Below are 18,377 nucleotides of genomic sequence, written 5' to 3' on the forward strand. Positions count from 1 at the left end.
GTGGGGGAAGTTCCGCCGAACTTAAAAGGTCTGGACCATCCGCGTCAACAGGTCTGTACCAACTTGATGAGAAAGGCCGGACCGTCCGCACTCGGACGATCCGGCCTTCCCTAGGGCGAGTTGACGCTACCTCATGCTTCCGGTCATCGCGTTGACCAGCGTGCCGGCGCTGTCGTCGGCCTCCAGCGAGTAGGCGAAGATGCCGCCGAGGCCCTTGGAGGTGGCGTACGCACCGCGCGCGGCGATCGCCTGCGGGGTGTCACCGGTCCACAGGTTGGCACCGTCGTAGATCCACGAGCTCTGCGTGGTCGGGTCCCAGTGCACGGTGGAGCCGGTGGTCTTGCCGGCCGCCGCCAGCTCCTTCCAGAACGCCACGCCAGCGGTCTGGCTGGTGCCCTGCGCCCCGGCCGGCCCGGTCGCGCTCTGGTACAGGCCGTAGGTGGCGCCGGCCGGCACGCCGGTCCAGCCGCGCAGGTAGAACGGCACGCCCAGCACGAGCTTGGCCGCCGGGAACCCGCCCTTGATCCCGTACGCCGGCGCGCCGTTCAGGTAGGCGTTCACCGCGTTGTCCACGGTGTACTTCTGGGTGCCCGGCGCGACCGGCTTGGACGGGTCGTTCGGGCTGTCGTACAGCGGGTCCTGCAGGTTGGTCGGACCGGTGGCGTCCCAGGCCCCGTGCATGTCGTAGGACATCACGTTGCCGTAGTCCAGGTACGTGCCGATCCGGTCGGTCTGCAGCAGCGCGATCTTGTCCTGGCCGGACGGCAGCGCCGCGGTGAGCAGGTACTTCTTGCCGACGGTCTGCCCGTACGCGTCCAGCTGGTTGCGGAACTCGGCCAGCAGCGCGGTGAAGTTGGCCGTGTCGGCGGCCGAGTAGTGGTTGCCGGTGTGGCCGCCCGCGGAGGCCGGGTACTCCCAGTCGATGTCGATGCCGTCGAAGATGCCCATCGCCGCGGCGGGGCCGCCGGTGGCGTCGCCCTGGATCGAGGGCAGGTTGCCCTTGATGAACATGTCGATGCAGGAGGAGACCAGCTTCTTGCGCGAGGCGTCGGTGGCCGCCGCGTCGGAGAAGTACTTGGAGTACGTCCAGCCGCCCAGCGACATGGTGATCTTCAGGTTCGGGTACTTCGCCTTGAGCTCGCGCAGCTGGTTGAAGTTGCCCTTCAGCGGCTGGGTCCAGGCGTCGGTGGTGCCGTCCACCGCGATGTCCGCGGTGTAGCCCTTCTGGTAGTCCGCGAACGCGTCGCCCGCGCCGTCGCCGGCGCTCGGGTTGTTGTCGTTGGTGTCGGCGGCCTTGATGGTCTCGAAGCAGCTCAGCGTCGACGGGTTGATGTTGGCGAACGCGTAGGTCATCGTGTTCAGCCCGCCCGCCGCGCCCGAGGCGGCCATGCTGGACGGGTAGTACTTGTTGCCGTAGATGCCCCACTGCGAGAAGTACGCCGACTTCACCGCCCCGGTGGCGGCCGCCCCGGTGGTCACGGTGACCGGCGCGGAGTACCCGCTGCTGTGGCCGTCCTTGTCGTAGCCCTGCACGGTGAAGGTGTACGAGGTCTTCGGCAGCAGCGAGGAGACGGTCACCGTGGTGCCCATCGAGGTCGCGGTCTGGGTCTGGGCGCCGCCGGTGAAGATCCGGTAGACCGCGCTGTTGCCGTTCTGCGCGTTGTCGGTCGAGGCGTTCCACTTCAGCGTCACCGAGGTGTTGCTGACGCTCGCGGTCAGCCCGGTCGGCGTGGTCACCACCCCGTCCCCGCCCGGCGTCCCGCTCTGCGAGGCGGACGCCGACGGCGAGGCGCTCTGCGAGGCGGACGCCGACGGGCTCGCGGACGACGACGCCGACGCGCTGGCCGAGGCGGACCCGGAGGCGCTCGAACTCGCGCTCGCCGACGGGCTGGTGGAGCTCGACCCGCCGGGGCCGGTCAGCGTCAGGTCGTCGGCGAAGTAGGTGCCCTGGCCGTACCAGCCGTGGGTGTAGACCGTCACCGAGGTGGTCGAGGCGCCGGTGCTGAAGGTGGTGCTGCGGTTGACCCAGTCCGCGCTGGAGCCCCAGGTGTTGGTGTCGGTGGTGCCGGTGCCGGTGACGCCCAGGTAGACGTAGTTGCCCTTCAGCCAGCCGCTCAGGCTGTAGGTGGTGTTCGGGCTGACCGCGACGGTCTGCGAGCACTGGGCGCTGTCCGAGGCGGAGGCCGCCGCCTGGAGAGCCTTGGTGCCGCCGTGCGGGGCGGTCGCGGTGATCGAGCCGAGGCCGCCGGAGCAGTTCCAGCCGGACAGCGTGCCGCTCTCGAAGTCGCCGTTGGCGAGGAGGTTGACGGTGGCGGCCGAGGAGGCCCCGCCGATCACGGTGACCAGTCCGGCGGCCCCGGCCACCAGGGCGGTGGCGGTCGCCAGCGCGGTGCCGGCCTTCAGCGGACGCCGGCCGGTGCGGGCGGCGGAGCGCGCGGCTGTGGCGCGTTCGGGCATGGGTCGCTCCAATGCTCGCGCCCGGCAGTGGGGGGCCGGACGCCGTGGGGGAGGAAGACGTGCCTGGGCCCGGCCGTTGCGCACCGCCCGGGACCCGGATTTCCGCGGATCGGCGCGAACGTACGTGGTACGGACCACACGGGTCAATAGGTCTGTACCAATTCTCAGGCCGGTCGGAGCGGCCCGAACCACCGCCCGAAAGGGTGGTGCACGCCCGCGCAACGGCCAAGTAGCATGGCGGGACGTCACTCCCCGCGGTCTTGGCGGAATTGGCAGACGCCCGGGTTTTAGGTGCCCGTGAGAGCAATCTCGTGAGGGTTCGAGTCCCTCAGGCCGCACAGGTGTTCAGGATGCGTGAGGCCCGCCCGGTTCGCCGGGCGGGCCTCACGCGCGTGGCTGACGCTCCGTCAGCCGAGCAGCTCGGCGACCACGGGGGCGAGCGAGCGGAAGGCCTGCCCGCGGTGGCTGATCGCGTTCTTCTCCTCCGCGGTCAGCTCGGCGCAGGTCCGGCTCTCGCCGAGCGGCTGCAGGACCGGGTCGTAGCCGAAACCGTTGGTCCCGGCCGGCTCGGTGCGCAGGGTGCCGTGCAGCCGGCCCTCGACCACCCGCTCGGTGCCGTCGGGCAGGGCGAGCGCGGCGGCGCAGGCGAAGGAGGCGGCGCGGTGCTCGGCGTCGATGTCGGACAGCTGGGCGAGCAGCAGGTCCAGGTTGGCCTTGTCGTCGCCGTGCCGGCCGGCCCAGCGGGCGGAGAAGATCCCGGGCGCCCCGCCCAGCACGTCCACGCACAGCCCGGAGTCGTCGGCGACCGCGGGCAGCCCGGTGGCCTGCGCCAGCGCGTGGGCCTTGAGCAGCGCGTTCGCGGCGAAGGTCACCCCGGTCTCCGGCACGTCCGGCACCTCGGGGAAGGCGTCCGCGCCCACCAGTTCGACGTCCAGTCCGGCCGCGCCGAGGATGTCGCGCAGCTCGGCGACCTTGTGCTGGTTACGGGTGGCGAGAACGAGTCGCTTGGTCATGTCCCCAGCCTAGTGAACCGGGAGCGGTCAGCCGGTGCAGACCTTGCTGACCTGGCCGGCCGCGCTGCCCAGCGGGCCGAGGTCGGGGACCTGGTTGTTGTCGACGGCGGCCTGGACCTTGTCGACCTGGGTCTGCAGGTCGCCGATCGCCTTGGTGAGGTCGACGTCGCTGGAGTTGCGGCCGAGCTGGTCGAGGTCGCTCTTCAGCTTGCTGATCGCCTGCCCGGCGGCGGCCGGGTCCTGCTGGGCGTTGTTGTAGGCCGAGCCCAGCTGCGAGATGTCCGAGGAGATCTGCACCGCGGTGTTGGCGCAGCTCACCGCCTTCTCGGCGGCCGAGCAGCTGACCGCGCTCAACGGCAGGATCAGCACCAGCGCGGCGACGGCGAGCGCGGTGGTGCGGTTGATGCTGAGCGGCTGCTGCATCGGCGAGTCCTCCAGGAGGGTGTGCGGGCTCACAGCGAACGTTAAGGGGCAGCCCGCGTGCCTGTACAGCACACGCGGGTCTCCCTTCCGTTCTGACGGCCGTTCAGCCCACCCCGGTTCCCTCGCGCGAGGTCACAGCTCCAGGGCCTTGCGCTGGATCTCGTCCAGTTCGGCGCAGCCCAGGCTGCCCAGGTCGAGCAGCTGGTTGAGCAGGTCCCGGTCGAACGGGGCGCCCTCGGCGGTGCCCTGGACCTCGACGAAGCGGCCGTCGGAGGTGCAGACGATGTTCATGTCGGTCTCGGCCCGGACGTCCTCCTCGTACTGGAGGTCGAGCATCGGGACGCCGCCGATGATGCCGACGCTGACCGCGCTGACCCCGCCGGTGATCGGCTGGCCCTTCGCGCGCAGCAGCTTCTTCTCGCGGGCCCAGGACACCGCGTCCACCAGCGCCACGTACGCGCCGGTGATCGCCGCGGTGCGGGTGCCGCCGTCGGCCTGCAGCACGTCGCAGTCCAGCACGATGGTGTTCTCGGCGAGCGCGCGGTGGTCGATCACGGCGCGCAGCGAGCGGCCGATCAGCCGGCTGATCTCGTGGGTGCGGCCGCCGATCTTGCCGCGGACCGACTCGCGGTCGCCGCGGGTGTTGGTGGCGCGCGGCAGCATGGCGTACTCGGCGGTGACCCAGCCCTCGCCGCTGCCCTTGCGCCAGCGCGGGACGCCCTCGGTGACGCTGGCGGTGCACAGCACCTTGGTGTCGCCGTAGGAGACCAGGACGGAGCCTTCGGCGTGCTTGCTCCAGTTCCGTTCGATGGTGACGGGGCGGAGCTGGTCGGGGGTGCGGCCGTCGATGCGTGACATGCGACCGAGCGTATCGGTTCGCCGCGGGCGCCCCGGCGGCACGTGCGGCGGCCCGCCGACCGGTGGTGTCCGGTGGGCGGGCCGCGCGGGTGGAGCGAGCCTCGGGCTCAGCTCACATCATGTCCTCGATCTCGGCGGCGATCGGGTCGGCGTCGGTGCCGATGACGACCTGGACGGCCGTGCCCATCTTCACCACACCGTGGGCGCCGGCCGCCTTGAGGGCGGCCTCGTCGACCTTGGAGGCGTCGTGGACCTCGGTGCGCAGCCGAGTGATGCAGCCCTCGACCTCGTCGATGTTCTCGATTCCGCCGAGACCGGCGACGATCTTCTCAGCCTTGCTGGCCATGGTCTTTCTCCCTCTGTCTCGGCGCTTCGGCGGTCGGTCGCCGGGTGCCGTACTGCGTGTGCGGTGGTGCCGGCCGGAGGTGACTCGGGATCAGTTTGCCGCGCCTTCCGACGGCGCGACCAGCATCACCCGATTCCAACCGATATGCCACGTTAGTCCACTTTCGGGCTATCTCCGCGCGCGGCCCGCTCCCGGGCCGCCGGAGGATGACGATCATCGGGTGTTCGAACCCGCGGACCGCCACTGCCCCGGAAATGGTCTACACCAATTCTAGGTGTACTCGGGACAACGCGGGACGGTCCGCCGGTGTTCCTGGCCCTGCGCACGGATGAAGACCGGAGACGGAACGGGAACGGCAGCGGAGGACCGACGATGAGTTCACCAGGCGCCACGGCGCATCAGTCCACGTGGTGGCACACCTTCTACGGCGGCCTGCAGAAGATGGGCCGCAGCCTCCAACTGCCGGTCGCCGTCCTGCCCGCCGCCGGCCTCCTGACCCGCTTCGGCCAGGACGACATCTTCGGCAAGGACGGCCTCGGCTGGAACAAGGTGGCCAGAGCGATCGCCGCCGCCGGCGGCGCGCTGCTCGACCCCGCGCTCGGCCTGCCGCTGCTGTTCTGCATCGGCGTGGCGATCGGCATGGCCCGGAAGGCGGACGGCTCCACCGCGCTCGCAGCGGTGGCCGGCTTCCTGGTGTACTACGGCGTCCTGCACGCCTTTCCCAAGACCTGCCCGAGCCCCTCGGTCCTGGAGGGGACAGCCTGCGTCGACTTCAACGCCAAAACCGTGGAAGCGGCCGCGTTCCAGAATCCCGGCGTGCTCGGCGGCATCCTCATGGGCTTGTTCTCGGCCTGGCTATGGGTGCGCTACCACCGGGTCAAGCTGGTCGACTGGCTGGGCTTCTTCAATGGCCGCCGCCTGGTCCCGATGATCACTGCCCTGGTCGGCCTGCTGTTCGGCGCGCTGATGGTGTGGATCTGGCAGCCGATCGGCACCGGACTGGAGGACTTCTCCAAGTGGCTCTCCGACCTGGGCGCGGGCGGCTCCGGCATCTTCGGCGTAGCCAACCGCGCACTGCTGCTGGTCGGCATGCACCAACTGCTGAACACCTTCGTCTGGTTCCAGTTCGGCAGCTACCACAACCCGGAGACGGGCAAGAGCGGCACCGGCGACATCGGTCGCTTCCTGGCCGGCGACCCGACCGCCGGTCAGTTCCTGTCCGGCTTCTTCCCGATCATGATGTTCGCGCTCCCCGCCGCCGCGATGGCCATCGCACACTGCGCCAAGCCGCACCGGCGCAAGGAGATCTACGGCCTGATGACCTCGGTCGCGCTCACCTCCTTCGTCACCGGCGTCACGGAGCCCATCGAGTACTCCTTCGCCTATGTGGCCCCGGCGCTGTACGGCATCCACGCCCTGCTCACCGGCGCCTCGATGGCGGTCACCTGGGGACTCGGCGTCCATGACGGCTTCAGCTTCTCGGCCGGCCTGCTCGACTACCTGCTCAACTGGAACCTGGCCACGAAACCGTGGCTGATCATCCCGATCGGCCTCTGCTTCGCAGCGGTCTACTACGTCGTCTTCCGATTCGTCATCGTCAGGTTCGACCTGAAGACGCCGGGCCGCGAGGACGACGACGAGGTGGAGGACGTGACCAAGGCCTGACGTCCCCTCATCCGTGCGCCGCGCCTCCGGCGGGAGACTTCTCCCGCCGGAGGCGCGGCGCTTCCCCGCTGCTGGCGTTACGTCAATCTTTCGAAGGTTTCGATTGGGGAGCGCTTGTCCCCGACGAACCTTAAGAGGGTTCCGGAGCCTGTTCGGCGCGTGCTAGAAAACTGGACGAGGCCAGAAGTGGTCTAGACCAGGATCGCGCTGCCGTGAGGAACCACCCGCCATGAGTACCACCGCACCGAAGCGCTCCCGGGTCTTCCCCGCCCTGCAGAAGATCGGCCGCAGCCTGCAGCTGCCGATCGCGGTGCTGCCCGCCGCGGGCATCCTGCTGCGACTCGGGCAGGACGACGTGTTCGGTGCGGACGGCCTGCACTGGACCAGGGTCGCCGAGGTGTTCGCCGCCTCCGGCCACGCCGTCTTCGACTGGATGCCGCTGCTGTTCTGCGTCGGCATCGCGATCGGCTACGCCAAGAAGTCCGACGGCTCCACCGCGCTGGCCGCCCTGGTCGGGTTCCTGACCTATCACCAGGTTCTCACCGCCTTCCCGAAGACCGGCTACCAGGTGCTCCCCGGCCACGACGTCGAGGCCACCTACCAGGACCCGGGCGTGCTCGGCGGCGTGGTGGTCGGCCTGCTCTCCGCGATCCTCTGGCAGCGCCTGCACCGGACCCGGCTGGTGGACTGGCTCGGCTTCTTCAACGGGCGCCGGCTGGTCCCGATCGTGATGGCCTTCGTCGGCACCGGCCTCGGCGTGTTCTTCGGCCTGTGCTGGGGCCCGATCGGCTCCGCCGTCGACAGCTTCAGCAACTGGGTGATCGGCCTGGGCTGGCTCGGCTCCGGCATCTTCGGCGTGATCAACCGGGCCCTGCTGCCGTTCGGCCTGCACCAGATCGCCAACACCTTCTTCTGGCAGCAGGCCGGCAGCTTCGACGTCGCCGGCCGGACCGTCCACGGCGACCAGACCAGGTTCTTCCAGTTCGACCCCGCCGCCGGCCAGTTCATGTCCGGCTTCTTCCCCGTCATGATGTTCGGCCTGCCCGCGGCCGCCCTCGCCATCGCCCACTGCGCCCGGCCCGAACGCCGCCGCGCCGTGCTGGGCATGATGTTCTCGCTCGCCCTCACCTCCTTCGTCACCGGCATCACCGAACCGATCGAGTTCGCCTTCGTCTTCATCGCCCCCGCGCTGTACGTCGTGCACGCCCTGCTCACCGGCGCCTCCATGGCGCTGACCTGGGCGCTCGGCGTCCACCACGGCTTCACCTTCTCCGCCGGCGTCATCGACTACGTGCTCAACTGGCGCTACGCCAGCCATCCGTGGCTGATCGTCCCGATCGGGCTGGTGTTCGCGGTGGTCTACTACACGGTCTTCCGCTTCGTGATCCTCCGCTTCGACCTGAAGACCCCGGGGCGCGAGGAGGAGGACTTCGAGGACGGGTGAGGGCCGCCCGGCGGGCTCAGATCCAGCCCAGCCGGGCCGCGTGCACGCCCGCCTGGAAGCGGGACTGGGCGCCGAGCGCGGTGGTGAGGTCGGCGACCAGGCGGCGCACGGTGCGGTCGGAGATCTCCAGCTTGCGGCCGATCGCCTGGTCGGTGAGGCCCGCGGCGAGCAGGCGCAGCACCTCGCGGTGGCGGTCGTCGGGCGCGGTGCGGCCGAGCAGCTCGGGCGGGATCCAGCTGGCCGCCCAGAAGTGCTCGAACAGCTCCCGGACCACGCTGACCACCGCCGGGTCACGGACCACCACGGCCGCCGTGCCGGGCGGCTCCCCGGGCGCGGGCAGCACGGCGAGGCCGGCGTCGACCACGATCAGCCACAGCGGCAGGCTGTGCGCGACCCGGATGCTGGCGCCGGCCGCGGTGAGGGCCTGGACGTGGGCCAGCACGGCGGGCTGGTGCAGGGCTGCGGCGGGGTAGATGGTGCGCAGCGCGACCCGGTGGGCGAGGGCGATCCGCTCCCGGGCGAGCTTCTCGGCGAGGCCGGTCTCGGACTGGTCCTGGCCGGGGCGCAGCGACAGCGCCTCGGTGCGGGCGCCGCGGGCGGCGTCCTCCAGCAGGGCGGCGATCCGGTCGGGGCCGCGGACCAGTTCGTGGGCGGCGCCGCCCTGCAGCGGCAGGTAGCGGGTGTGCAGGTGCTCGACGCGTTCGCGGGTGCGGCGGGCCTCGCCGAGCAGGGCGCTGAAGCGGCGGTCGGAGTCGGCGAGCAGCTGGCGGACCGCGGTGTCGATCGAGACGGCGGTCACGCCGCTGGTGGTGGCGGTGGTCGGCCGGAGCAGGCCGAGGCCGCGCAGTTCGCCCAGAGCCTGTTGGAACTCCCGTTCCTCGCAACCGAGTTCGTCGCGCAGGGAGTCCAGGGCCCGGCCGGGTTCGGCGAGCAGGCGGGCGTACAGGGCGGTGCTGGTCTCCACCCTTCCGGAGGGTAGGCCCGCGGCCGGTGGACGGATGCTTCTTTTCAGCATGCGAGACGGTCGGCAGGCGAGACGGCGGCTCCGGTGGCGGCCATGGCCGGATCCGGCGCGGCCGGGGCCCTTCGCGGAGCGGGCGGGGCTGTCCAGGATGGGCCGCATGGCGATTCCCGAGTCTTCCGTGATCTGGTTCGACGGCGCACTGGTGCCCTGGCAGGAGGCGCGCGTCCACGTCCTGAGCCATGCCCTGCACTACGGCACCGGGGTGCTGGAGGGCACCCGGGTGTTCGAGACGGCGGACGGGCCCGCGGTGTTCCGGCTGGACGAGCACCTGGCCCGGCTGGAGCGCAGCGCCCGTATGCTGCGGATCGAACTCCCCTACTCCCGCAAGGAGTTGACCGAGGCCACGGTGGAGCTGGTGGCGGCGAACGGCCACCGCGAGTGCTACCTGCGGCACTTGGCATTCCTGGGCTACGGCTCGATGGGGCTGGACATGCGCCACTCCCCCACCAGCGTGTCGATCGCGTCCTGGGACTGGCCGGCCTACCTGCCCGCCGGGCGCGGCCTGCGCCTGATGACCAGCAGTTGGCGGCGGACCGACCCCAACTCGGTTCCCCCGGCGGCGAAGGCCACCGGGCCGTACCTCAACTCGGCGCTGGCTCGGCGCGAGGCCACCGACGCGGGCTACGACGAGGCGCTGCTGCTGGCCCCGGACGGGTCGGTCAGCGAGTGCAGTTCGGAGAACGTGTTCGCGGTGCGCGGCGGGGTGCTGCGCACCGCCCCGGCCAGCGCGGGCGCGCTGGAGGGGATCACCCAGGACACTGTGCTGACGCTGGCCCGGGACCTGGGCGTGGAGGTGCGGGTGGAGAGCCTGCTGCGCTCGGACCTGTACGCGGCGGACGAGGTGTTCATCTCCGGGACGGCCGCCGGGGTGGTCCCGGTGTCCTCCCTGGACAACCGCGAACTACCCTCGGGGGAGGGCGAGTTGACCAAGCGCCTGGCGGCCGCGTACCGGGCGGCGGTGAGCGGGGCGGACCCGCGCTACCGGCACTGGCTGACGCCGGTTCACAGGTCGTAGACCGCTCCGGCGCGGGCCAGGTCGACCGGGCCGGCGAAGGCCGCGGCGGCGTCCACCCGGTTGCGCTCGGGCTCGGTCCACGGCGGGATGTGGGTGAGCACCAGCCGCTTGGCGCCGGCCGCGGTGGCGTGCTCGCCGGCCTGGCGGCCGTTGAGGTGGATGGAGTCGAAGGTCTCCTTGCCGTCGGTGTACGCCGCCTCGCAGAGGAACAGGTCGGTGTCGCGGGCGAGTTCGACCAGTTCGGGGCAGACGCCGGTGTCCCCGGAGTAGACCAGGCTGCGGCCGCCGGCCTCGATCCGGAAGCCGTACGCCTCGCAGTCCAGGTGGTTGACCCGGGCGGCGGTGACGGTGAACGGGCCGAGTGCCAGGCGGGCGCCGTCGGTGAGGTCGTGGAAGTCGAAGACCTCGGTCATGCCGGGCTTCTCCGGCATGTCGTAGGCGCGGGCCAGCCGGTCCGCGGTGCCGGCCGGGCCGTGCACCGGGACGGGGTCGGGGCAGCCCTCGACCCGGTAGTTGCGGGCCACCCAGTACGCGCACAGGTCGACGCAGTGGTCGGCGTGCAGGTGGCTGAGCAGGATCGCGTCCACGTCGTACAGGCCGGTGTACTTCTGCAGCGCGCCGAGCGCGCCATTGCCGAGGTCGACGACCAGGCGGTAGCCGTCGGCCTCCACCAGGTAGCTGGAGCACGGGGAGTCCACGGACGGGAAGCTCCCCGAGCAACCCACCACGGTCAGTTTCATACCGACCCCTTTCCCGCCCCGTCGGGCCATCGTCCCCGGCCGTCCGCGCCGCCGGCCGGGCGGAGCGGGTTCTTTGACTGTCGAGGGTAAGGGCCGGGCGGCACTTTGCCCCCTCTCCCGTGCCGGGCTGTGGGCGGAATCACCAGGACGGGGCGGGCCCGCTCAGCGCCGCCCGGGACGGGCCCGGGCCCACTCCCGGATGGTCTCGGGGTACCAGCGGGGGTGGCCGGCGGAGTCCACCCGATCGGGTTCCGGCAGCAGGCCGTGCCGCTTGTAGTTGCGGACGGTCTCGGCCTGCACGTTGATGTGCCGGGCGATCTCGACGTAGGACCAGAGCTCTCGGCCGGGCATGTCGCCCACCTCCGGGATCAGCAGCGAACCAGTGGTGCGCCGCCAGCCTCGCCGGGCGGGGTCGGACGGTCGGGCCGCGACCGGGTGCGGTGGCCGTTCCGTGACGAACCGGTCGACCCGGGCGGACAAATGCCGACATGTCACAGCGGGCCGATGATCCGATATGCGGATGGCGCGGCACTCCGGGTGGAGTGCCGCGCCATCGACGTGCTGACCGGCCGTCAGGCCCAGAGCTGCCCCTGCAGCGCCTCGACCGCGGCCTCGGTGGTCTCCGCGGTGTAGATGCCGGTGGACAGGTACTTCCAGCCGCCGTCGGCGACCACGAACACCACGTCCGCGCGCTCGCCGGCCTTGGCGGCCTTGCGGGCCACCCCGATCGCGGCGTGCGCCACCGCGCCGGTGGAGACGCCCGCGAAGATCCCCTCCTGCTGGAGCAGCTCGCGGGTGCGGGTGACCGCGTCGGCCGAGCCGACCGAGAACCGGGTGGTGAGCACCTCGGCGTCGTACAGCTCGGGGACGAAGCCCTCGTCCAGGTTGCGCAGGCCGTACACCAGGTCGTCGTAGCGCGGCTCGGCGGCGACGATCTGCACGCCCGGGACCTTCTCGCGCAGGTAGCGGCCGATGCCCATCAGGGTGCCGGTGGTGCCCAGGCCGGCCACGAAGTGGGTGATGGTGGGCAGGTCGGCGAGGATCTCCGGACCGGTGGTGGCGTAGTGCGCGCCGGCGTTGTCCGGGTTGCCGTACTGGTAGAGCATCACCCAGTCGGGGTGCTCGGCGGCGATCTCCTTGGCGATCCGCACCGCGGTGTTGGAGCCGCCGGCGGCCGGCGAGGAGATGATCTCCGCGCCCCACATCTTCAGCAGCTCGCGCCGCTCCTCGCTGGTGTTCTCCGGCATCACGCAGACCATCCGGTAGCCCTTGAGCTTGGCCGCCATGGCGAGCGAGATGCCGGTGTTGCCGCTGGTCGGCTCCAGGATCGTGCAGCCCGGGGTGAGCCGGCCGTCCGCCTCGGCGCGCTCGATCATGCGCAGCGCGGGGCGGTCCTTGATCGAGCCGGTGGGGTTGCGGTCCTCCAGCTTGGCCCAGAGCGTGACCCGGCCGTCCTCGTTCCCGGGCACGGCCGCCGAGAGCCGCGGCAGCCGCACCAGGGGCGTGTTGCCGATGGCCTCGATCGGGCTGTCGTAGCGCATTACTTCATACCGCCGGCCACGGCCGGGAGGATGGTGATGCTGTCGCCGTCGCCGACCGCGGTCGCCACGCCGTCCAGGAAGCGGACGTCCTCGTCGTTCAGGTAGACGTTGACGAAGCGGCGCAGCTCGCCGTTGTCCAGCAGGCGGGCGGCGATGCCGGGGTGGCGGGAGTCGAGGTCGGTGAAGAGCTCCCCGAGGTTGGCGCCGTTGCCGTCGACGGCCTTGGCGCCGTCGGTGTAGCTGCGGAGGATGGTCGGGATGCGGACCTCGATGGCCATGGCTGCGCTCCTGTGGAGTGGGTTCGGGTTGCCGGGCCGGCGGGGCGCGGCAGGAGGAGAGGGCCCCGGGGCGTCGGGGCCGGAAGCTTCGGGATGCTTGCCGGTGGTGCCGCCGGTCAGCGTGCGGCGGTGCCGGGACAGATCGCACTGGCGAGCCGGCACAGGTCGACGTGCAGGCGCGCCACGAGGCGGGTGCCTGGGGCCTGATTGCTCACATCGACGGAACGCATGGACTCATCGTATAGATTCCCGACCCCGCTTTGACATGCTTGTCTCGGCATCCGGTCCGCGATGTTCCGAGGGATGAGAAAACGGGCCGGCCCGCCGCGCCTGGCGCGGTGCGGACCGGCCCGTCGGTGGGGCGGCGGGGCTCAGCCCTGGTACGCCTCGACCACCTCGACGTCTTCCTCCGTGATCACGCCGTCCACGATGCGGAACGAGCGGAACTGGAAGGGGTCCTGCTCGCCGGTGCCCTCGGCGGTGGAGACCAGCACGTAGTGGGCGAACGGCTCGGAGGCGTAGCTGACGTCGGTGCGGGACGGGTACGCCTCGGTGGCGGTGTGCGAGTGGTAGATCACCACCGGCTCCTCGTCGAGGTCGTCCATCTCGCGGTAGAGCTTCAGCAGGTCGCCGGAGTCGAACTCGTAGAAGGTGGGCGAGCGGGCGGCGTTGAGCATCGGGATGAACCGCTCGGGCCGCCCGGTGCCGGCCGGTCCGGCGACCACGCCGCACGCCTCGTCCGGGTGGTCGGCGCGGGCGTGGGCGACGATCCGGTCGCGCAGTTCTCGGGTGATGGTCAGCATGCGGCCAGGATAGCCAGTGCCGGGCGGCCGCCCGCCGCCCCGTCACCGGCCGTCAGTTGCCCTCCCCGGCGCGGAGCTGGACGTGCGGGTCGGCGGCCAGCACGGCCTCCGGGTCGCGGCGGCTGAGCACCGCGTAGCCGACCACCAGCAGCAGCGCCCAGGCCGGGAAGACGTACAGCGAGATCCGGGCGTTCGGGTCGAAGGCGATCAGCACCGCGACGCCGATCAGGAACGCCAGCGCCAGCCAGCGGCTCCAGTTGCCGCCCGGGGCGCGGAAGGCGGGGGCGGGCAGCCGGCCGGCCCGCCAGGCGGCGCGGTAGCGGATCTGGCTGGCCAGGATGACGCCCCAGGTCCACAGGCCGCAGACGGTGGCGACCGAGGTGATGTACTGGAACGCCCGCTCCGGGACGAGGTAGTTGAGCACCACGCCGGCGCCCATCAGCAGGCAGGAGACGGTGATCGCGGCGGCGGGGGTGCGGCGGGCGTTGAGCCGGGTGAGCCGTCCCGGGGCCTGCCGGCGCAGTGCGAGGTCGCGCAGCATCCGGCCGGTGGAGTACATCCCGGAGTTGCAGGAGGACAGCGCGGCGGTGAGCACCACGAAGTTGATGATGCCGGCCGCGGCGGGGATGCCGACCTTGCCGAAGGCGGCGACGAACGGGCTGACGCCGGGCTGGAACTCGGTCCACGGCACCAGCGACAGGATGATCACCAGCGCGCCGATGTAGAACAGCGCGATCCGCAGCGGCAGCGTGTTGATGGCGCGCGGCAGGGTCTTCTCCGGGTTCTCGCTCTCGCCCGCGGTGACGCCGACCAACTCCACGCCCAGGTAGGCGAACATGACGATCTGAAGGGTCATCACGGTGGCGCCGATGCCCTTGGGGAAGAGGCCGCCGTCCTGCCACAGGTTGGTGATCGAGGCGGTGTCGCCGGCGTCCGAGAAGCCGAGGGTGAGCACGCCGACGCCGATCAGGATCATCCCGATGATCGCGGTGACCTTGACCATGGAGAACCAGAACTCGATCTCGCCGAACAGCTTCACCGAGATCAGGTTGGCCCCGTACAGCACCAGCAGGAAGGCCAGCGCGGTGGTCCACTGCGGGATGCCGGGCGCCCAGAAGCGCACGTAGACGGCCGCCGCGGTGGTCTCGGCCATGCCGGTGACCACCCAGAACAGCCAGTACGTCCAGCCGGTGACGAAGCCGGCGAACGGGCCGAGGAACTCCCGGGCGTACTCGGCGAAGCTGCCGGAGACCGGGCGGTAGGTGAGCAGTTCGCCGAGCGCCCGCATGATCACGAAGATCACCACGCCGGCCACCGCGTAACTCAGGATCAGGCTGGGTCCGGCCTTGGAGATCGCGGTCCCGGCGCCGAGGAACAGGCCGGTGCCGATCGCGCCGCCGATCGCGATCATCTGGATCTGACGGCTGCCCAGCCCGCGCTGGTAGCCCTCCTCGTCGGGGACGGGTTCGGTGACCTCGTCCATCGCCTGCTGCGTCATGCACTCGCCTCGCCTCCGGTCCGCGCCGGCCGGGCGGCCGACGGGCCCCGTCTTCCCGGGGAGGCAGCAGTGAACCACGCGAAAGACCAGGAACGCCGCGAATCTGAGCGTTCTCTGAGCAATCGGACAATATGAGCGAATCGGCGGTGGGCGGGCGCGGGCCTCAGCCCGTCATGGCCTCCAGCAGGCTCTCCTGCATCGCGCCGAGCCACAGGTAAGCGATCACCAGCGGCTTGCGCGGGTCGTCCTCCGGCAGCTTGTAGAGGCCCTCCTCGTCCTCGTCGGTGACCTCCAGCCGGCTGCCGAGGGTGAGCCGCAGGTCGTTCAACGCGCCCAGCCAGTGCGGGAACTCGCCCGGTTCGACCTCCAGCACCCCGCCCTCGCCGCCCAGCCCGTCCAGCGCCCGGACCACCGCGAGCGCGTCGTCCCGCTTGCGGGCCCGCAGGTCCAGCTCGGTGTAGCGGCGGAACTCGGCGGCCCGCTCCGCGGTGCGCGGGTCCTCGGGCGCGCCCGGGCCGCCGTACGCGTCGGGGAACAGCCGCAGCAGCGCCGGGTCGTCGGGCGCCTCGCTCGGGCCCTCGGCGAACAGCGCGGCCAGCGGGTCCTCGCTCCCGCCGCCCGGCGGCGGGCCGATCAGCTCCAGCATCTGCACTTCCAGCGAGCGCAGGATGGACGCCTCGAACTCGTCCAGCGCGATCGCCGCGCCGCTTCCGGCACTCTCGAACAAACCGGCCATGGGTTTCGGATCAGTCCCTCGTGGTGGGTGGGTGACGGGCCGTCAGTCGTGCTGCAGGGTGGCCCACAGGCCGTAGCCGTGCATCGCCTGGACGTCGCGCTCCATCTCCTCGCGGGTGCCGCTGGAGACCACCGCCCGCCCTTTGGTGTGGACGTCCATCATGAGCTGGCGCGCCTTGTCCTTCGGATAGCCGAAGTAGCTCTGGAAGACGTACTGCACGTAGCTCATCAGGTTGACCGGGTCGTTGTGGACGATGGTCACCCAGGGAGTGTCCGGCTCCGTGACCGGAACCCCCTCCACCTCCGGGCGCTGGATCTCCACCGGCGCGACACTCACAGTGCGTCTCTCCTCGACCTCGATCTTCCCCTCACCCATGCTTCCATCCGAGGGACGCCGGAGCGAATCAGGGTCCGGCGACATGCGCCGCGAGAGAAATCGTCAAACTGACGCTAAGTGGTAGTAGCATCATTCCCATGGACGCCATCACCGCGCACCGCAGCTCCGCGCTGCTCACCGACCGCTACGAGCTCACCATGCTGCAGGCCGCGCTGCGCAGCGGTGCCGCCCACCGCCGCTCCGTCTTCGAGGTGTTCACCCGCCGCCTGCCGGACGGCCGCCGCTACGGCGTGGTGGCGGGCACCGGCCGGGTGCTGGACGCCATCGAGGCCTTCCGCTTCACCACCCCGCAACTCGACTGGCTGGCCGACCAGGACGTGGTGGACGAGGACACCCTGCGCTTCCTCGCCGACTACCGCTTCACCGGCGACGTGCACGGCTACCCCGAGGGCGAGGTGTACTTCCCCGGCTCGCCGCTGCTCACCGTCGAGGGCAGCTTCGCCGAGGCGGTGATCCTGGAGACGGTGATCCTGTCGATCCTCAACCACGACTCGGCGATCGCCGCCGCCGCCTCCCGGATGACCGCCGCGGCCGGCGACCGCCCGGTGATCGAGATGGGCGCCCGCCGGGCCCACGAGCAGGCCGCGGTCGCCGCCGCCCGGGCCGCCTACCTGGCCGGCTTCTCCGCCACCTCCGACCTGGAGGCCGGCTTCACCTACGGCATCCCCACCACCGGCACCGCCGCGCACGCCTTCACCCTGCTGCACGACACCGAGCGGGACGCCTTCACCGCCCAGATCGACTCGATGGGGCGCTCCACCACCCTGCTGGTCGACACCTACGACCTGGCCGAGGCGGTCCGCACCGCCGTCGAGGTCGCCGGCCCCGGCCTCGGCGCCGTCCGGATCGACTCCGGCGACCTGACCCTGCTCGCCCACCGGGTCCGCCGCCAGCTCGACGAGCTCGGCGCCACCGACACGAAGATCATCGTCACCTCGGACCTCGACGAGTACGCCATCGCCGCGCTCGCCGCCGCCCCCGTGGACGGCTACGGCGTCGGCACCAGCCTGGTCACCGGCAGCGGCCACCCGACCTGCGCGATGGTCTACAAGCTGGTCGCCCGCGAGTCGGTGCCCGGCGGCGACCTGATCCCGGTCGCCAAGCGCTCGGCCGGCGGCAAGACCAGCGTCGGCGGCCGCAAGTGGGCCGCCCGCCGCCCCGACCGGGACGGGGTGGCCGAGGCCGAGGTGGTCGGCACCGGCCCGGTGCCCGCCGACCTGGAGCCGCACCTGCTGCACGTCCCGCTGATCACCGGCGGCGAGGTGGTCGGCCGCGAACCGCTGGACACCGCGCGCACCCGTCACCGCGCCGCCCGCGCCGCGCTGCCGCTCTCGGCCACCCAGCTGTCGCGCGGCGAGCCGGTGATCGGCACCGAGCGCCACGCGGGTTGAGCCCCCGCGCGCGGCGGCCCTTCCACCGCCGCCGCGCACTGCCTAGAGTGCCAACCGCGGTACCCACCGCCCCCGACGCCAACGCGGCCGAGACCCCCCGGCTCCGGACCGCACCCACACTCCAACGAGAGAAGCCAGCCATGCACCGGGCCCTGATCGTCGTCGACGTGCAGAACGACTTCTGCGAGGGCGGCAGCCTTCCCGTCGCCGGCGGGGCCGAGGTCGCGGCCGCGATCACCGACCTGATCGCCGGCTCCGCGCCCGGCTACGCCCACATCGTCGCCACCCGCGACCACCACATCGACCCCGGCGCGCACTTCGCCGCCGAACCGGACTACGTCCACTCCTGGCCCGCGCACTGCGTGGCCGGCACCGAAGGCGTGGGCTTCCACCCCAACTTCGCCCCCTCGGTGACCTCAGGCGCGGTCGAAGCGGTGTTCTCCAAGGGCGCGCACGCCGCCGCCTACAGCGGCTTCGAGGGCTTCGACGAGCACGGCGGCACCCTGGCCGCCTGGCTGCGCGAACGCGGCGTCACCGACGTCGACGTGGTCGGCATCGCCACCGACCACTGCGTCCGGGCCACCGCCCTGGACGCCGCCCGCGAGGGCTTCGCCACCCGCGTCCTGCTCGACCTGACGGCCGGCGTCGCCTCCGCCACCACCGCCACCGCCCTGGACGACCTGCGCACCGCGGGCGTCGAGCTCACCGGCACCCCAGTGGTCCGCGCCGACTGACCGCCGGTCGCTCCC

Annotated in this window: 20 protein-coding genes and 1 tRNA gene; 6 read left to right on the plus strand and 15 right to left on the minus strand. The window is 71.5% G+C overall.

The features are described 5' to 3' along the window. Positions 1-126: 126 nt before the first annotated feature. Entirely contained in the window at positions 127-2,457 is a 2,331-nt protein-coding gene (locus BX266_RS12645) for a glycosyl hydrolase family 18 protein (protein ID WP_180290470.1), read from the minus strand. Positions 2,458-2,711: 254 nt separating this feature from the next. On the opposite strand from BX266_RS12645, the gene BX266_RS12650 reads away from it, so the two are divergent. After that, a tRNA-Leu gene (locus tag BX266_RS12650) sits at positions 2,712-2,795 on the plus strand. Positions 2,796-2,864: 69 nt separating this feature from the next. On the opposite strand, the gene rdgB is transcribed toward BX266_RS12650, so the two are convergent. The 4 genes from rdgB to BX266_RS12670 form a co-directional block, all read right to left on the minus strand. After that, positions 2,865-3,470, minus strand: a complete 606-nt coding sequence (gene rdgB, locus BX266_RS12655; protein WP_099899408.1) for an RdgB/HAM1 family non-canonical purine NTP pyrophosphatase — start codon at positions 3,468-3,470, stop codon at positions 2,865-2,867. A 27-nt stretch (positions 3,471-3,497) separates the two neighbouring features. Further along, the gene (locus BX266_RS12660) at positions 3,498-3,926 is read right to left on the minus strand and encodes a hypothetical protein (protein ID WP_143686916.1); all 429 of its coding nucleotides are present in this window, start codon (positions 3,924-3,926) and stop codon (positions 3,498-3,500) included. Positions 3,927-4,025: 99 nt separating this feature from the next. Then, positions 4,026-4,751: a ribonuclease PH gene (rph, locus tag BX266_RS12665; RefSeq protein ID WP_099899413.1), complete on the minus strand. Its 726-nt coding sequence runs from the start codon at positions 4,749-4,751 to the stop codon at positions 4,026-4,028. A gap of 112 nt (positions 4,752-4,863) precedes the next feature. Continuing rightward, positions 4,864-5,097 (minus strand): glucose PTS transporter subunit EIIB, encoded by a 234-nt coding sequence (locus BX266_RS12670; RefSeq protein ID WP_099899415.1) that lies wholly within the window; start codon positions 5,095-5,097, stop codon positions 4,864-4,866. Between the two features lie 372 nt (positions 5,098-5,469). Between BX266_RS12670 and BX266_RS12675 the strand changes: the two genes are divergently transcribed. Together BX266_RS12675 and BX266_RS12680 are read left to right on the plus strand one after the other, a co-directional pair. After that, positions 5,470-6,762 (plus strand): PTS transporter subunit EIIC, encoded by a 1,293-nt coding sequence (locus BX266_RS12675; protein WP_099899417.1) that lies wholly within the window; start codon positions 5,470-5,472, stop codon positions 6,760-6,762. 229 nt (positions 6,763-6,991) lie between these two features. Next, complete coding sequence (locus BX266_RS12680; protein ID WP_099899419.1) at positions 6,992-8,206, plus strand: PTS transporter subunit EIIC; 1,215 nt, start codon at positions 6,992-6,994, stop codon at positions 8,204-8,206. A gap of 16 nt (positions 8,207-8,222) precedes the next feature. Here BX266_RS12680 and BX266_RS12685 read toward each other — a convergent pair whose 3' ends face one another. Beyond that, entirely contained in the window at positions 8,223-9,170 is a 948-nt protein-coding gene (locus BX266_RS12685; RefSeq protein WP_143686917.1) for a helix-turn-helix transcriptional regulator, read from the minus strand. A 157-nt stretch (positions 9,171-9,327) separates the two neighbouring features. Here BX266_RS12685 and BX266_RS12690 point away from each other — a divergent pair, with 157 nt between their 5' ends. Beyond that, the gene (locus BX266_RS12690; RefSeq protein ID WP_099899423.1) at positions 9,328-10,245 is read left to right on the plus strand and encodes a branched-chain amino acid transaminase; all 918 of its coding nucleotides are present in this window, start codon (positions 9,328-9,330) and stop codon (positions 10,243-10,245) included. Here the strand turns inward: BX266_RS12690 and BX266_RS12695 are convergent. The 9 genes from BX266_RS12695 to clpS form a co-directional block, all read right to left on the minus strand. Next, complete coding sequence (locus BX266_RS12695; protein WP_099899425.1) at positions 10,233-10,985, minus strand: MBL fold metallo-hydrolase; 753 nt, start codon at positions 10,983-10,985, stop codon at positions 10,233-10,235. The genes BX266_RS12690 and BX266_RS12695 overlap by 13 nt on opposite strands. A 162-nt stretch (positions 10,986-11,147) precedes the next feature. Next, a complete protein-coding gene (locus BX266_RS12700) occupies positions 11,148-11,336 on the minus strand; it encodes a MerR family transcriptional regulator (RefSeq protein WP_099907783.1) in 189 nt (62 codons plus the stop codon). Between the two features lie 221 nt (positions 11,337-11,557). After that, on the minus strand, positions 11,558-12,526 hold the full coding sequence (locus BX266_RS12705; RefSeq protein ID WP_099899427.1) for a PLP-dependent cysteine synthase family protein: 969 nt from the start codon (positions 12,524-12,526) through the stop codon (positions 11,558-11,560). Then, positions 12,526-12,804, minus strand: a complete 279-nt coding sequence (locus BX266_RS12710) for a MoaD/ThiS family protein (protein WP_099899429.1) — start codon at positions 12,802-12,804, stop codon at positions 12,526-12,528. Before BX266_RS12710 ends, BX266_RS12705 begins: the two co-directional genes overlap by 1 nt. 116 nt (positions 12,805-12,920) lie before the next feature. Beyond that, positions 12,921-13,034, minus strand: a complete 114-nt coding sequence (locus tag BX266_RS40830) for a putative leader peptide (RefSeq protein ID WP_310794779.1) — start codon at positions 13,032-13,034, stop codon at positions 12,921-12,923. Positions 13,035-13,175: 141 nt separating this feature from the next. Continuing rightward, a complete protein-coding gene (locus BX266_RS12715) occupies positions 13,176-13,607 on the minus strand; it encodes a Mov34/MPN/PAD-1 family protein (RefSeq protein ID WP_099899431.1) in 432 nt (143 codons plus the stop codon). Positions 13,608-13,659: 52 nt separating this feature from the next. Next, positions 13,660-15,105 carry an amino acid permease gene (locus BX266_RS12720; protein ID WP_099899433.1) on the minus strand — a complete coding sequence of 482 codons (1,446 nt, stop codon included), beginning with the start codon at positions 15,103-15,105 and terminating at the stop codon, positions 13,660-13,662. Positions 15,106-15,268: 163 nt separating this feature from the next. Continuing rightward, positions 15,269-15,841 carry a DUF2017 domain-containing protein gene (locus tag BX266_RS12725; protein ID WP_099899435.1) on the minus strand — a complete coding sequence of 191 codons (573 nt, stop codon included), beginning with the start codon at positions 15,839-15,841 and terminating at the stop codon, positions 15,269-15,271. 42 nt (positions 15,842-15,883) lie between these two features. After that, positions 15,884-16,177, minus strand: coding sequence for an ATP-dependent Clp protease adapter ClpS (clpS, locus tag BX266_RS12730; protein WP_107490754.1), 294 nt, complete (start codon positions 16,175-16,177; stop codon positions 15,884-15,886). A gap of 137 nt (positions 16,178-16,314) precedes the next feature. Here clpS and BX266_RS12735 point away from each other — a divergent pair, with 137 nt between their 5' ends. Further along, positions 16,315-17,628 carry a nicotinate phosphoribosyltransferase gene (locus tag BX266_RS12735; RefSeq protein ID WP_180290471.1) on the plus strand — a complete coding sequence of 438 codons (1,314 nt, stop codon included), beginning with the start codon at positions 16,315-16,317 and terminating at the stop codon, positions 17,626-17,628. A gap of 140 nt (positions 17,629-17,768) precedes the next feature. Then, positions 17,769-18,362 carry an isochorismatase family protein gene (locus BX266_RS12740; protein WP_099899440.1) on the plus strand — a complete coding sequence of 198 codons (594 nt, stop codon included), beginning with the start codon at positions 17,769-17,771 and terminating at the stop codon, positions 18,360-18,362. Positions 18,363-18,377 lie beyond the last annotated feature (15 nt).

This window comes from Streptomyces sp. TLI_171 (assembly GCF_003610255.1).
In the GTDB taxonomy this organism is placed as follows: domain Bacteria; phylum Actinomycetota; class Actinomycetes; order Streptomycetales; family Streptomycetaceae; genus Kitasatospora.